Origin of the sequence: Sphingomonas molluscorum (genome assembly GCF_039522995.1) — a bacterium.
Taxonomy (GTDB): Bacteria; Pseudomonadota; Alphaproteobacteria; order Sphingomonadales; family Sphingomonadaceae; genus Sphingomonas; species Sphingomonas molluscorum.
Genome location: NZ_BAAAEL010000015.1, coordinates 240,661 through 252,805 on the forward strand (window position 1 = coordinate 240,661; position 12,145 = coordinate 252,805).

The following is a 12,145-nucleotide window of genomic DNA, read 5'->3' on the forward strand; positions in this document are numbered from 1 at the left end:
CCGCCCAGTCTCGGCGTAGTTAACTGTCAATTAACTCGACAAGCCCAAGCACTTCGAGCAGCGCCACCCGCGCAGCTTCGATCCCCGCGATCAGGGCAGCGTCCGCGATGGCGTCATGCGCGATCGTCTCCGGCCAATGGCTGCGAACGACCTCCGCAATCCGGTCGAGCCTGGCGTCATCCACCAGGAACCGCGGGTCGATCGTCACGGGATCGGCGACGACACGCAGGCGCAGGCAGGCGGGGCCGCCGCCGTTCGCCATCGACTCGCGCACGTCGACCACTTCCAGCCGGCGGATCGGGCCATTGCCCGCGACATGCTCCTGCAGCCAGTCCCAGACCGACGGCGTCGCTCGCGCTTCCTCTGGCAGCACCAGCGCCTGCACCCCGTCCGGCAGCGTCACCAGCTGCGCGTTGAAGAGGTAGGAGGCGATCGCGTCTTCCAGCGGCACCCGTGCCGCGGGCACCTCGACGATCTCCACCTCCGGCAGCAATCGGCGGAGTTCGGCGTAGAAAGCGGGTGCGTCGGCAAAAGCCTGTTCATGGCAGAACAGCACGCGCTCGTTCGCCACCGCCACCACGTCGTTGTGGAAGGCGCCGGCCGCGATTGCCGCGTCCGATTGCTGCACGAACAAGGTGCGCTTCGAGGCCAGGCCATGCGCCCGCGCCACCGCCGCGCTCGCCTCACGATGCTGGCGGGCAGGGAAGCGCCCCCCGGCAACGCCATAGACGAACACCTCGACGCCGGGCTGATCATGCGCCGCCGAGAGCCGCATGTGGTTCGCCGCGCCTTCGTCCCCGAAGGGTGCTGGCACGGGCGGATGCACCGCAAAGCTCTCATGCGCGAAGGCGAGTCGCAGCTGTGCCAGTGTCGCGGGCCACTCGTGGCTGCGATGCGCCATGGTGACCAGGTTCGCGACGCTCAGGTGGCAACGCCCATCGACCGTGTCGGGCGCAGGGGAGACGGTGGCAGCATTGGCCGCCCACATCGCCGAGGCCGACAACGCCTGCGCCTTCAGGTGCGCAGGTGCCGCCGCATAGTCGGTCGCGAGCGCCGCCAGCCAGCGGTGATCCGGCCGCGGATGCGGCAGCAGGATCCCTTGAGCGAGGCCCAGGGCGAGATTGGTGCGCATCTTGTCGATGCCCTGCAACGCCGCCGCGCGCGGGTGCGAGACCGCACCGGCATTGCGGGTCGCGGCCAGGTTGCCGTGGCTCAGCCCCGCATAATTGTGGCTCGGCCCCACGATCCCGTCGAAGTTGATCTCCCGCACCGCCATCAGTCGCGCTCCACCACCGTCACCTGGTCGCCAGCCTCGACGCCCAGCAATGCGGCACAGTCGGGGTCGAGCAGCACGTCGCCGGCGTCGGCCGCACGCACCTGGCCCAGCGCCACGCGGAAATGCTCCAGCCGCCCGGCCGACACCAGCATCGGCTCCCCGTCGCCGCCCAGATCCGCAACGCGCACCTGCCGCGCATTGCGGATGGTCGCCACCTGGTCGGTCCGCGCGGTCATGGTCGGCCCGCCGTCGAAGATGTCGACGTAGTTCTCATAGTGGAAGCCCTCGCGCTCCAGCATCCGCATCGCGGCGCGGCCGGAGGGGTGGGGCAGGCCGATCACCGAGCGCGCATTCTCCGGCAGCATCGCCGTGTAGACCGGATGCTTGGGCATCAGGTCGGCGATGAACTGGTTGCCGTGGATGGCGTTGAACTGGTCCGCCTCCTGGAAGCTCATGCCGAAGAAGCGCCCCGCCACCCCGTCCCAGAAGGGCGACCCGCCCGCCTCATCGATCACGCCGCGCAGCTCGGCCAGGATGCGGTCCGCGAAGCGCTGGCGATGCGCCTTGATGAACAGGTAGCGGCTGCGCGCCAGCAGCAGCCCCAGCCCGCCGGCGCGCTCGCCCGGATGCAGGAACAGCCCGCCGACCTCGCTCGCGCCCTCCAGGTCGTTCACCAGGTTGAGGATCTCGGCACGGAAGGTCCGGCGCAGCGCCTCGCTGTGCTTGGTGAGGGTCGCGACCCGATAGGAGTAGAAGGGCCAGTGCTGGCCGACCTGGGTGAAGATCTGGCAGGTGCCGCGCACCTCCTGCGTTTCCGCATTCTCCAGAACCAGCACGAACAGCTCGTCTTCCAGGCTGTCGGCGTCGCGCGCAAAGGCGGCGTGGCTCCGCTCCAGCTTTGCGCGTAGCGCCGGCTTGTCGGGCGGCAGGTTGGTGAAGCCGCCGCCGGTCAGCTTCGCCATTTCATAGAGGTGCTGCAGGTCCTCGTCGCGGGCGGCGCGGATGCGAAAGCTCATGCGCTCCCCCGCTCGACCAGCCGCAGGATCGAAAGTGCCGACAGCGCGGCGCGCTCGGCAAGGCTGTCGGGCAGCATATATTCCTCCGGCGAATGGATGGCGCCGCCGCGAACGCCCATGGTGTCGACCACGGGCACGCCGCAGGCGGCGATGTTGTTGCCGTCGCACACGCCGCCGGTGTCGCGCCAGCCGACCGAAAGCCCCAGGCTCTGGCCCGCATCGCGGACCAGCCCGAACAGGCGCTCGGCGGCGGCATCGATCGGCTTGGGCGGCCGGTTGAAGCTGCCGTGGCACTCGACGCGCACGTCGTGCCCCGCGGCCACCTCCGTCGCGGCCGTGTCCAGCGCCGCCTGCGCGCGCGCCGCCGCATCGAGCGAGGCGGGGCGGAAGTTGACCCGCAGCACCGCATGCTCCGGCACGACGTTGTTGGGGCTGCCGCCGTCGATCCGCGCCGGATTGACGGTGAGGCCGTCCCCCGCCGCATCCGCCAGCCGCAGCGCGAGCTCGGCCGCCGCCACCAGCGCGTTGCGGCCTTCCTCGGGATTACGGCCGGCATGGGCGCTGCGCCCGGTCACCGCGAGCGAGAAATTGCCCGTACCGCCGCGCGCACCCGCCAGCGTTCCATCCGCAAGCGACGGCTCGTAGACGAAGGCGGCGGCCTTGCCGCGTGCCGCGCGCGCGATCAGCGGCGCGGAGGAGAGCGAGCCCGTCTCCTCGTCGGAGTTGATGACCACCTGGTAACCCAGCCGCCCCGCAAAGCCCGAGTTCTCGATCGCCTCGAGCGCGGCGAGCATCACCGCTAGCCCGCCCTTCATGTCGGCGACGCCGGGGCCGTTCAGCGCGCCATCCTCGCGCACCCGCATCTTCTGGAACGGGTGGTCCGCCGGATAGACCGTGTCCATGTGGCCGGCGAACAGCAGCTGGATCGACGCCTGTGGCCGCACCGTCAGCAGCAGGTGGCGTCCGTGCTCGATCGGCTGGAGCCGCCCGCTGGCGGAGATCGCCTCGACCGGGTCCGGCTTGATCAGTGCGATCCCGCCCGGCAGCGCGGAAAAGGCATCGGCGAGCAGCTGCGCCATCCGCGCCAGTCCGGCGAGATTGCGCGTGCCGCTGTTTACCGCGACCCAGGGTTCGAGGTGCGCCAGCATCGGGGCAGCGCGCGCCCGTTCGACAACGGCGGCTTCCGCGCTTGTAAGAACATCCATGGGCGCGAGGCTAGCGCGGTTCCGCTCCGGAAGGAACGGGGCTAGAAGGAATAGACCAACGAGGCGCGGGTGGTGGTGTCGGTGGTGACGCTGCCTTCGGGCGGGCGGCTTTCGTATCGCACCGCATAGGAGACCTGCGCGGAGAGCGGCCCCAACAGCTTGGCATCGACCGCCGTTGTGCTGCTGACCGTGCTGTTCGCCTGCGCGGCCAGATAGGCGGAGGCGTCCTGGCGCAGCGTCAGCGCGGGGGTCAGGCGCCAGTCGAAGTCGACCGAACCGCGTGCGGCAAGGCTGCTTTCCTGGGTCTCGTCGGTGAAGTCGGTCTGACGAAACGCGGGGCCGAGTTCCAGGTCCAGCGTCAGCGCGGGCCGCTTGATCGCGCTGTAACCGGCACCCGCGGAAGCCGAGAAGCGGCTGTTGTACCCGACGAAGCGGTCGCTCTCGAACTGTGTCGATCCGTAGACGTAGAGCCGGTCGTCGACCTTGTAGTTCGGCTCATAGGCGGCGAGGTAATATTCCCGGTTCGTGACGCCGTTCGCCTTTTGATAGTCGAGCTGCAGGCGCAGCTTGTGGCGCCAGCGGAAACCCTCGCGCGACAGGTCCAGCACGCCGGTCGCGCCGAAATTGTCGGTGTTGCCCGAACTCGCATAGCCGCCGAGTTCCGCACGCCCCTTCACCAGCGCAAAGAACGAGGATTCCTGGAGCTCGCGGGTGCGTTGGGCGGCGCGATCGGCCGTCCACTTGCCGGTGATCTCGCGGACCAGGTCGATGCTGTCCGGCGCTGCGATCCGCGAATATTTGACCAGCGTCGCGACCTCGCCCTCGTTGCCCGATGCCATGGCGGCATCGAGCATCATCTTGAGCTGCTCGGGGATCGGCGCGTCCTTCTTGGCGGCAGCCGGCGGCGCGGCATTTGCCAGCAGGAGCGGTGCGGCAAGGAAAAGATACGCAGCCTTGGTCACGCGCCTGTCCTTAGCTGCAATGCAGCGAGAGGTGAACCCGCCTTCCGACTCGCTCCGTCGCGTCAGCGCGCGGTACGGCCTAGCGGCTCGGCGAACAGCTCCAGCAGCCGCTCGTACAGCGCACGCTTGAAGCCGACGATCGCCTCCGGCAGCTCCTCCGGCTCGGCCCAGCGCCAGGCGCGGAACTCCGGCTCCGGCGTCGCAATGTCGATGTCCTGCTCCTCGCCCTCGAAGCGGAAGGCGAACCAGCGCTGGCGCTGCCCGCGATACTTGCCGCCCCACACCTTGCCGATCATGTCGTTCGGCAGGTCGTAGGTGAGCTCTTCCGGCGCCTCGCCGATCAGCGAGACCTTGTCCGGCTGCACGCCGGTCTCCTCGCGCAGCTCCCGCAGCGCTGCTTCCAGCGCATCCTCGCCCGGATCGATCCCGCCCTGCGGCATCTGCCAGGCCTCCAGCGTCGAATCGATCCGCTGGCCGACGAACACGCGGCCGTCGCGGTTGATCAGCATGACGCCCGCGCAGGGCCGATAGGGAAGGGTGGTCTCGTTCATGGCATGTCTCCTAGCGGTGCGGCCGCGGCCAAGTCGAGGGGCTCAGCCGGCCGCCTGCGCCAGGACGCGCTCGGCCTCCGCCTCGGTGATGATCTGGCGCAGCGCCACCAGCGCGCCGGCAAGGTCGCCCTGGCTCGACGGGATCGCGCGGCGCAGGTTGAGGAACCCGTGCACATTGCCGCGCGCCTCGCGATAGGTGACGGCGACGCCCACCTGGGCGAGCGCCGCCGCATAGGCACGCCCCTGGTCGCGCAACGGATCGAGCCCGGCGGTCAGCACCAGCGCCGGCGGCATCTCCGCCATGTCGCCCAGCAGCGGTGAGGCGCGCAGGCTCGCGCGCTCTGCCCGATATGCCTCGCCGAACCAGGCGAGCGACTCGCGGGTCAGCAGATAGCCGTCGGCGAACTCGGCGTGGGACGGATATTCGCGGGTGATGTCCGTCACGGGATAGATCGGCCACTGCGCGATTACCGGCGCCGCCGCGGCCCGATCGCGCAGCGCCATGGCGGTGACGATCGCCAGCGCGCCGCCCGCACTGTCGCCGGCCAGCACCAAGCTCGTCACGCCGCGCTCCAGCTCGGCCGGTCCCGCCGCCAGCCAGCGCGCGGCGGTCTCCGCGTCGTCGGGCGCTGCCGGCCAGGGGTGCTCGGGCGCCAGCCGATATTCGACCGCCACCACCGGCAGGTCGAGCATCCGCGCGATCTCCGCACAAAGGCTCGCATGCGAGTCGAGGTCACCGATCACGAAGCCGCCGCCGTGCAGGAACAGCACCACGGGCCCGGGCTCCCGCGCGGGACGCGCGTCGAACAGGCGCGCGCGCAGGTCGCCGTGCGGCGCGGGGATGGTGCAGTCGCGGACCACCGCCAGCGTTCCTGTCGGCAGATCCGCCACGTCCTTGGTTGCCAGGAGCTGCGTGCGTGCGGCGGCCGGCTCCAGCTCATGCATGCGCGGGCCGGGCATGTTCTCGAGATAGCCGAGGAAGGCGCGGACGTCGGGGCGGACGAAAACGGTCAAGGCGCTCTCCTGTGGCGCGGCGTTGCGGCCGCGGTGCGTGCGCTTACCTATGAAGCGTGATCCGCGTCGTCCACCACCCCGACTATGTCGCGCCCGCACCGGCGCGCAGCACCTATCAATGGAACAAGAACGGGCTGGTGCGCGACTTGCTGCGCGCGCAGGCAGCCGGGATCGACTGGCACCAGCCGGATCCGATGCCGCGCCGCTGGATCGAGGCGGTGCACGAACCCGGCTATGTCGCCGAGGTGATCGAGCTTGCCGTACCCCCGGAAAAGGCGCGCCGGATCGGCTTCCCGATCACCGCCGAGGTCGCGACACGCGCGCAGGCGGTGCCCGGCGGCACCTATCTCGCCGCCCGGCTCGCGCTCGAACACGGCTTTGCCGCGAATACCGCCGGCGGAAGCCACCATGCGTTGGCCGACACTGGCGCGGGCTTCTGCGTGTTCAACGACCTGGCGATCGCCGCCAACCGGCTGGTGGAGGAGGGGGAGGCCGCGCGCGTGCTGGTGGTCGACTGCGACGTGCACCAGGGCGACGGCACCGCCTCGCTGCTGGCGGGCCGGCCCGGGCTCGCCACCTATTCGATCCACGCGGAAAAGAACTTCCCCGTGCGAAAGGCACGCTCGACCCTCGACGTGCCGCTCGCGGACGGCGTCGGAGATGACGAGTATTGCACGGTTCTAGCGGAAACGCTGGTTCCTCTGGTCGATGGCTTCGCGCCCGACCTGATCCTCTATCAGGCCGGGGTGGACCCGTTCGCGGGCGACCGGCTCGGCCGGCTCGCGCTCACGCGCGAAGGGCTGGTCCGGCGGGATCGCTGGGTGGCGACGCTGGCGCGCGACCGCGGCATCCCGCTCGCGAGCGCGTTGGGAGGCGGCTACGGCGACGATGCGATGGAGGTGTCGGCGCGGCACGTTGCCTCGATCCTCACGCTGGGTGGGGTCTTCGCCGGATAAGGTCGGTAGCAGGACGGCTTGCGGTGATCGCGCGGAGGTGCATGTAGGGCGCCATGCACGCGCCCCGCTCTTCCTTGCCCTCTTCCCTGACCGCAACGCGCGATCCGCTCCGCTGGCTCGCGCCCGTGTTCGAACGGATGCTCGGCCGGATCGACCAGGGGCTGGGATTCGGCGCGATCGAGGCGACGCTTCCGAATGGCCGTGCCGTCCGGCTCGGCGGCCGCGGCGAGGGGCCGGTGGCGGTGGTGGTGCTCCACCGCTGGCGTGCGATGCTGCGGCTCGCGACCGGCGGCTCTGCGGGCTGGTACGAGGCCTGGGTATCGGGCGACTGGTCGAGTCCGGACCCCGTGCCGCTGTTCGACCTCTTCATGCGCAACGGCCGCGCGCTCGGCAACGTCGGCCGCGCGGGTCGGCTGACCGGCATCGCCCGGCGCTTCGCCCATTGGTCGCGCCGCAACCATCGCGCCAATGCGCGCCGCAACATCCAGTTCCACTATGATCTGGGCAACGACTTCTACCGCGCCTGGCTCGATTCCAGCATGACCTATTCGAGCGCGCTGTTCGCCGATCCCGCCGAGCCGCTGGAGGCCGCCCAGGACCGCAAGCTCCAGGCGATCCTCGACCGCACCGGTACCAGGCCCGGCGACACCATCCTGGAGATCGGCTGCGGCTGGGGCTCCTTCGCCGAGCGCGCAGCCCGCGCCGGTCGCCGCGTCCATGGCCTGACCCTCTCGTCCGAGCAGAAGCGGTTCGTCGAGCAGCGCATGGCCGATGCGAAGCTCGACGGCGTGGAGGTGTCGCTCACCGACTATCGCGACGCCGCCGGCAGCTACGACGCGATCGCCAGCATCGAGATGGTCGAGGCGGTGGGGCAGGAATATTGGCCGGCCTACCTGGACGCGATTGCCGCGCGGCTGAAGCCCGGCGGCCGCGCCGCGCTCCAGTATATCGCGATCGATGACGCGCTGTTCGACGCCTATGCCAACAACGTCGATTTCATCCAGGCCTACATTTTCCCCGGCGGCCTGCTGCTCTCGACCGAGCGCTTCCGCGCGCTCGCCGAGGCGCGGGGCCTCGCCTGGCAGGACGAGCACCGCTTCGGCCAGGACTATGCCGAGACGCTCCACCGCTGGCGCCGCGCCTTCGACGCTGCCGAGGCAGCCGGCGACCTCCCGGACGATTTCCCGCCCGGCTTCGCCAACCTGTGGCGCTATTACCTGATGTACTGCGAAGGCGGCTTCCGCGGCGGCGGCATCCACGTCGCCCAGGTCACGCTGGTCAAGCAGGCCTAACCACCCCAACCGCAACTGCGCAGAAGCACGAGCGCGTCAGTCGACCCGCTCGAAATGCCCCGTCTCAAACCCCGACACCATCAGCGCCGCGATCCGCTCCGCTACCACCTCCGGCGGCTTCACGCTCTCAGGCGCCTCGCCCGGATAGGCGCGTGCGCGCATCTTGGTGCGGGTGGCGCCCGGATCGACGATGGCGGTGCGGATCGCCGTCAGCTGGCGCACTTCCTGGCCGAATGCGGTCAGCAGGTTCTCGAACGCGGCCTTGGACGAGCCATACAGCCCCCAGTATGCGCGCGGGTTGCGCCCCACGCTGGAGGTGAGCCCCACGACCCGGCCGTTCTTCGCCTGGCGCAGCATCGGTCCGAACGCGCCCAGCAGCGCTGCCTGCGCCGTCACGTTTAGCGTGAACAGCTTCGACATCTCCTTGAAGTCGATCGCGTTCACCGGCCCGAGCGTGCCCAGCATCGCCGCGTTCAGCACCAGCATGTCGAGCGCCTGCCAGCGCTCGCCCAGCGCCGCTGCCAGCCGCGCCACGCCGTCCGGCTCGGCCAGGTCCAGCGGCGCGATCGTTGCGCTGCCGCCTGCCTGGTGGATCGCTTCCTCGACTTCCTCGAGCCCGCCCGGCGTGCGCGCGGTCAGCACCACGTGCGCGCCTTGGGCGGCAAGCGCAAGCGCCGTCGCCGCGCCGATGCCGCGGCTGGCCCCCGTCACGAGCGCGAGCTGGTCGGCAAGGGGCTTGTCGGTCATCGAAGGTCCTGGAGCTTGGAAAGGAAGGGCAGGGGTGCGCCGGCGATCAGCCGACGCGCTCCTCCAGCATGGCGAGCTGGTCGACCGTGCGGGTCTCGTCCTGGTCGGTCAGCGGCGTCGGATAGTCACCGGTGAAGCAGGCGTCGCAGTACTTCGGCCGCACCGCTGCGCGCTCCGCCTCGCCCAGCGCCTTGTAGAGGCCGTCGATGGACACGAACGCCAGGCTGTCGGCCTGGATGTATTCGGTCATGCCGCCCAGATCGAGCTTGGCCGCCAGCAGCTTCGCGCGCTCCGGCGTGTCGACGCCATAGAAGCAGCTGTGCCGGGTCGGCGGGCTTGCGATGCGCATGTGCACTTCGGCAGCGCCGGCATCGCGCATCATCTGCACGATCTTGAGCGAGGTCGTGCCGCGCACGATCGAGTCGTCGATCAGCACGATCCGCTTGCCCTCGATCAGCTTGCGGTTGGCATTGTGCTTCAGCTTCACGCCCAGGTGGCGGACCTTGTCGCCCGGCTGGATGAAGGTGCGGCCGACATAGTGCGAGCGGATGATGCCGAGCTCGAACGGGATGCCCGACTGCTGCGTATAGCCGATCGCCGCCGGCACGCCCGAATCGGGGACCGGGATCACCAGGTCGGCATCGACTGGGCTCTCGATCGCCAGCTCGGCACCGATCGCCTTGCGTACCGAATAGACGGAGTTGCCGCCCGAGATCGAATCGGGCCTCGAGAAATAGACGTACTCGAAGATGCACGGCCGCGGGGCATTGGGCGTGAAGGGGCGGATCGAGCGCAGCTCGGTGCCCTTCACGATCACCAGCTCGCCCGGTTCCACGTCGCGGACGTACTCGGCCCCTACGACGTCGAGCGCCACCGTCTCCGACGCAAAGATCACCGAGTCGCCAAGCTTGCCCATCACCAGCGGACGGATGCCCAGCGGATCGCGGCAGGCGATCATGCCTTCCGGCGTCATGCAGATGAGCGAATAAGCGCCCTCCACCTGCTTGAGCGCATCAATGAAGCGATCGAGCAGCGTGCGGTAGTTCGACGTTGCCACTAGGTGGATGATCACCTCGGTATCCGACGTCGACTGGAAGATCGAACCGGTCCGCACCAGGTCCTTGCGCAGGCGCAGGGCGTTGGAGAGATTGCCGTTGTGCGCCACTGCAAAGCCGCCGCTCGCCAGTTCGGCATAGAGCGGCTGCACGTTGCGCAGCGCCGTATCCCCGGAGGTGGCGTAGCGGACGTGGCCGACGGCGGCCGCGCCCGGCAGCGCCTCGATCACGTCGGGCCGGTCGAAGTTGCCCGCCACATGCCCCATCGCGCGGTGCGTGTGGAACTGCACCCCGTCGAAGCTGGAGATGCCGGCGGCTTCCTGCCCGCGGTGCTGCAGCGCGTGGAGCCCCAGGGCCACCAGTGCTGCCGCGCCGTCCGCGCCGGAAACGCCAAAGATGCCGCACTCTTCGCGCAGCTTGTCGTCGTCGAAAGGATTGGTGCTAAACATCGGCCCCACGGGGTTCGCTGAGATGCGAGCGCCATATAGGGAGCGATTTCGGGTTTGTCGCCCTTCTGTCACGAAGAATGTGCGCGCCCCCCCGGATTGCCGCCCCGCTGCCTCCCCGGTAAGCCGCCGCCCATGGACACGCGCGACACCGGCCTCACCCTCGATCCCAAGTACGACGCTGCAGGGCTCGTCACCGCAGTGGCGACCGAAGCCGCGACCGGCGAGCTGCTGATGGTCGCCCATATGAATGCGGAGGCGCTGGCGGCGACGCTGGAGAGCGGGGAGGCCACCTTCTGGTCGCGCAGCCGCAACCGGCTGTGGAAGAAGGGGGAGACCTCCGGCCATGTCCTGCGCGTGGTGGAGGTGCGGATCGACTGCGACCAGGACGCGCTCTGGCTCCGCGTCGAGCCCGCAGGGCCCGCCTGCCACACCGGTGCGCGCAGCTGCTTCTTCCGCCGGATCGAGGACGGCCGGCTGGTCGCGGTCGAATGAAGCGAGGCGTCGCCGCGCTGGCACTGGCGCTTGCGGCCTGTTCGGGAGGCGGCGACCCGGCGAACACCGAGGCACCCGATCTGGAGACGGTCGCGATCGAGCGCGGGGTGGTGCGCGATCCCGGCGACGACTCCCTCACCGGGCTCTACGAGCGGGGCGGCGACCGGCTCTGCCTCGTGCCGCAGGGCGAGACGCTGCGGATCGGCGCCTTCGTGCTCAACGGCGGCCGTCTGGGCTGCAGCGCCAGCGGGACGGCCAGCCAGTCGGGTGACCGCCTCCGGATCGACTTCGGCAACGCCTGCGAGGTGGAGGCGCGGATCGAGGACGCGCGCATCATCTTCCCCGCCAAGCTGCCGCCGCAATGCGCGCAGCGATGCACCGCCCGCGGTACCTTCAGCGGCCTGCGCGTCGAGCGGATGAGCGACGTGCTCTCCGAAGCCGCCGCCCTCCGCGACCCCCGCGGCCGCGCGGTGTGCGGGGGCTAGGACCCAGCACGCCCCGGGCGCAGGTGATGAGATGACCCCGGCCTACGCCGAGATGACATAGGCGAGTGCGCAGCCGGCTAGCGCCCAGTTGCGGACGTCACGCGATCAAGGTGGCGAGCCGCTTCGTCGCGGCATGTATTGTGATCCAGCAGATCGCCGTCAGCGCACCGTAGCTGGACCCGATCGCTGCCCCTTTGAGGAGATTGGTCGCGAGAAATATGAAACCTGCGAACAAGGCTCCCGCAACACCTCCGGCTACCAAGAGCCGAGCATAACGCCCGCCGAGTGCCACGCCAGCTTCACGCGCTGCTGCGTAGAATGGCATAAGTAGCAGTAGTGACACCATGCAGGTGAACGGCAGAGCGACAAGACTCGTACGGTTGAGCTCAGCAAAAAGTAAGATTGATCCAGCCGAACAGCCCGCGAGGGCCGCCGCCAAACTGATGAGGACCAAGCGAATAACAGCCATCAAAGGAGCATAGCAACTAACAGAGATGGGAGCAGCAACGAAGGTCCGCTTCCCGCACACCACCGGCTGTTCGGAAGCGGCTACGAGCGAACGGCAGGAAACGCCCAGTCTCCGCCACTCCGAGCTAGCGTTCCGCTTTCTAATTGCCGACGCTTGTTCATCCTGGCACGAAGGCA

13 protein-coding genes are annotated in these 12,145 nt (G+C 69.4%); 4 read left to right on the top strand and 9 right to left on the bottom strand.

Annotated elements, in window-relative coordinates:
* Positions 1-19: 19 nt before the first annotated feature.
* From ABDZ92_RS15355 to ABDZ92_RS15380, 6 genes are all read right to left on the bottom strand, one after another.
* Entirely contained in the window at positions 20-1,276 is a 1,257-nt protein-coding gene (locus ABDZ92_RS15355) for an N-succinylarginine dihydrolase (RefSeq protein WP_125960126.1), read from the bottom strand.
* Positions 1,276-2,292, bottom strand: coding sequence for an arginine N-succinyltransferase (locus ABDZ92_RS15360; protein ID WP_125960125.1), 1,017 nt, complete (start codon positions 2,290-2,292; stop codon positions 1,276-1,278). Before ABDZ92_RS15360 ends, ABDZ92_RS15355 begins: the two co-directional genes overlap by 1 nt.
* Positions 2,289-3,497 carry a hydrolase gene (locus ABDZ92_RS15365; protein ID WP_125960124.1) on the bottom strand — a complete coding sequence of 403 codons (1,209 nt, stop codon included), beginning with the start codon at positions 3,495-3,497 and terminating at the stop codon, positions 2,289-2,291. The genes ABDZ92_RS15360 and ABDZ92_RS15365 overlap by 4 nt, the downstream gene beginning before the upstream one ends.
* A gap of 41 nt (positions 3,498-3,538) precedes the next feature.
* A complete protein-coding gene (locus ABDZ92_RS15370; protein ID WP_241211788.1) occupies positions 3,539-4,459 on the bottom strand; it encodes a DUF481 domain-containing protein in 921 nt (306 codons plus the stop codon).
* A gap of 62 nt (positions 4,460-4,521) precedes the next feature.
* Complete coding sequence (locus tag ABDZ92_RS15375; protein ID WP_125960123.1) at positions 4,522-5,010, bottom strand: RNA pyrophosphohydrolase; 489 nt, start codon at positions 5,008-5,010, stop codon at positions 4,522-4,524.
* A 42-nt stretch (positions 5,011-5,052) separates the two neighbouring features.
* Positions 5,053-5,970: an alpha/beta hydrolase gene (locus tag ABDZ92_RS15380; RefSeq protein WP_125960157.1), complete on the bottom strand. Its 918-nt coding sequence runs from the start codon at positions 5,968-5,970 to the stop codon at positions 5,053-5,055.
* A 110-nt stretch (positions 5,971-6,080) separates the two neighbouring features.
* On the opposite strand from ABDZ92_RS15380, the gene ABDZ92_RS15385 reads away from it, so the two are divergent.
* Positions 6,081-6,980: a histone deacetylase family protein gene (locus tag ABDZ92_RS15385; RefSeq protein WP_125960122.1), complete on the top strand. Its 900-nt coding sequence runs from the start codon at positions 6,081-6,083 to the stop codon at positions 6,978-6,980.
* Between the two features lie 53 nt (positions 6,981-7,033).
* On the top strand, positions 7,034-8,272 hold the full coding sequence (locus tag ABDZ92_RS15390; RefSeq protein ID WP_125960121.1) for an SAM-dependent methyltransferase: 1,239 nt from the start codon (positions 7,034-7,036) through the stop codon (positions 8,270-8,272).
* Between the two features lie 36 nt (positions 8,273-8,308).
* Here ABDZ92_RS15390 and ABDZ92_RS15395 read toward each other — a convergent pair whose 3' ends face one another.
* Positions 8,309-9,019, bottom strand: a complete 711-nt coding sequence (locus tag ABDZ92_RS15395; RefSeq protein WP_272695304.1) for an SDR family NAD(P)-dependent oxidoreductase — start codon at positions 9,017-9,019, stop codon at positions 8,309-8,311.
* A 46-nt stretch (positions 9,020-9,065) separates the two neighbouring features.
* Entirely contained in the window at positions 9,066-10,523 is a 1,458-nt protein-coding gene (purF, locus tag ABDZ92_RS15400; RefSeq protein ID WP_125960119.1) for an amidophosphoribosyltransferase, read from the bottom strand.
* A gap of 132 nt (positions 10,524-10,655) precedes the next feature.
* Here purF and hisI point away from each other — a divergent pair, with 132 nt between their 5' ends.
* Complete coding sequence (hisI, locus tag ABDZ92_RS15405) at positions 10,656-11,015, top strand: phosphoribosyl-AMP cyclohydrolase (RefSeq protein WP_125960118.1); 360 nt, start codon at positions 10,656-10,658, stop codon at positions 11,013-11,015.
* Complete coding sequence (locus ABDZ92_RS15410) at positions 11,012-11,500, top strand: hypothetical protein (protein ID WP_125960117.1); 489 nt, start codon at positions 11,012-11,014, stop codon at positions 11,498-11,500. Before hisI ends, ABDZ92_RS15410 begins: the two co-directional genes overlap by 4 nt.
* Before the next feature lie 97 nt (positions 11,501-11,597).
* Here ABDZ92_RS15410 and ABDZ92_RS15415 read toward each other — a convergent pair whose 3' ends face one another.
* A complete protein-coding gene (locus ABDZ92_RS15415) occupies positions 11,598-11,969 on the bottom strand; it encodes a hypothetical protein (RefSeq protein ID WP_164521221.1) in 372 nt (123 codons plus the stop codon).
* Between the last annotated feature and the right edge of the window lie 176 nt (positions 11,970-12,145).

Coding starts and splice junctions, on each gene's coding strand:
- ABDZ92_RS15360 (WP_125960125.1), bottom strand. CDS start 2,292: ATGAGCTTTCGCATCCGCGCCGCCCGCGACGAGGACCTGCAGCACCTC.
- ABDZ92_RS15395 (WP_272695304.1), bottom strand. CDS start 9,019: ATGACCGACAAGCCCCTTGCCGACCAGCTCGCGCTCGTGACGGGGGCC.
- ABDZ92_RS15365 (WP_125960124.1), bottom strand. CDS start 3,497: ATGGATGTTCTTACAAGCGCGGAAGCCGCCGTTGTCGAACGGGCGCGC.
- ABDZ92_RS15380 (WP_125960157.1), bottom strand. CDS start 5,970: ATGCCCGGCCCGCGCATGCATGAGCTGGAGCCGGCCGCCGCACGCACG.
- ABDZ92_RS15375 (WP_125960123.1), bottom strand. CDS start 5,010: ATGAACGAGACCACCCTTCCCTATCGGCCCTGCGCGGGCGTCATGCTG.
- hisI (WP_125960118.1), top strand. CDS start 10,656: ATGGACACGCGCGACACCGGCCTCACCCTCGATCCCAAGTACGACGCT.
- ABDZ92_RS15390 (WP_125960121.1), top strand. CDS start 7,034: ATGCACGCGCCCCGCTCTTCCTTGCCCTCTTCCCTGACCGCAACGCGC.
- ABDZ92_RS15415 (WP_164521221.1), bottom strand. CDS start 11,969: ATGGCTGTTATTCGCTTGGTCCTCATCAGTTTGGCGGCGGCCCTCGCG.
- purF (WP_125960119.1), bottom strand. CDS start 10,523: ATGTTTAGCACCAATCCTTTCGACGACGACAAGCTGCGCGAAGAGTGC.
- ABDZ92_RS15410 (WP_125960117.1), top strand. CDS start 11,012: ATGAAGCGAGGCGTCGCCGCGCTGGCACTGGCGCTTGCGGCCTGTTCG.
- ABDZ92_RS15355 (WP_125960126.1), bottom strand. CDS start 1,276: ATGGCGGTGCGGGAGATCAACTTCGACGGGATCGTGGGGCCGAGCCAC.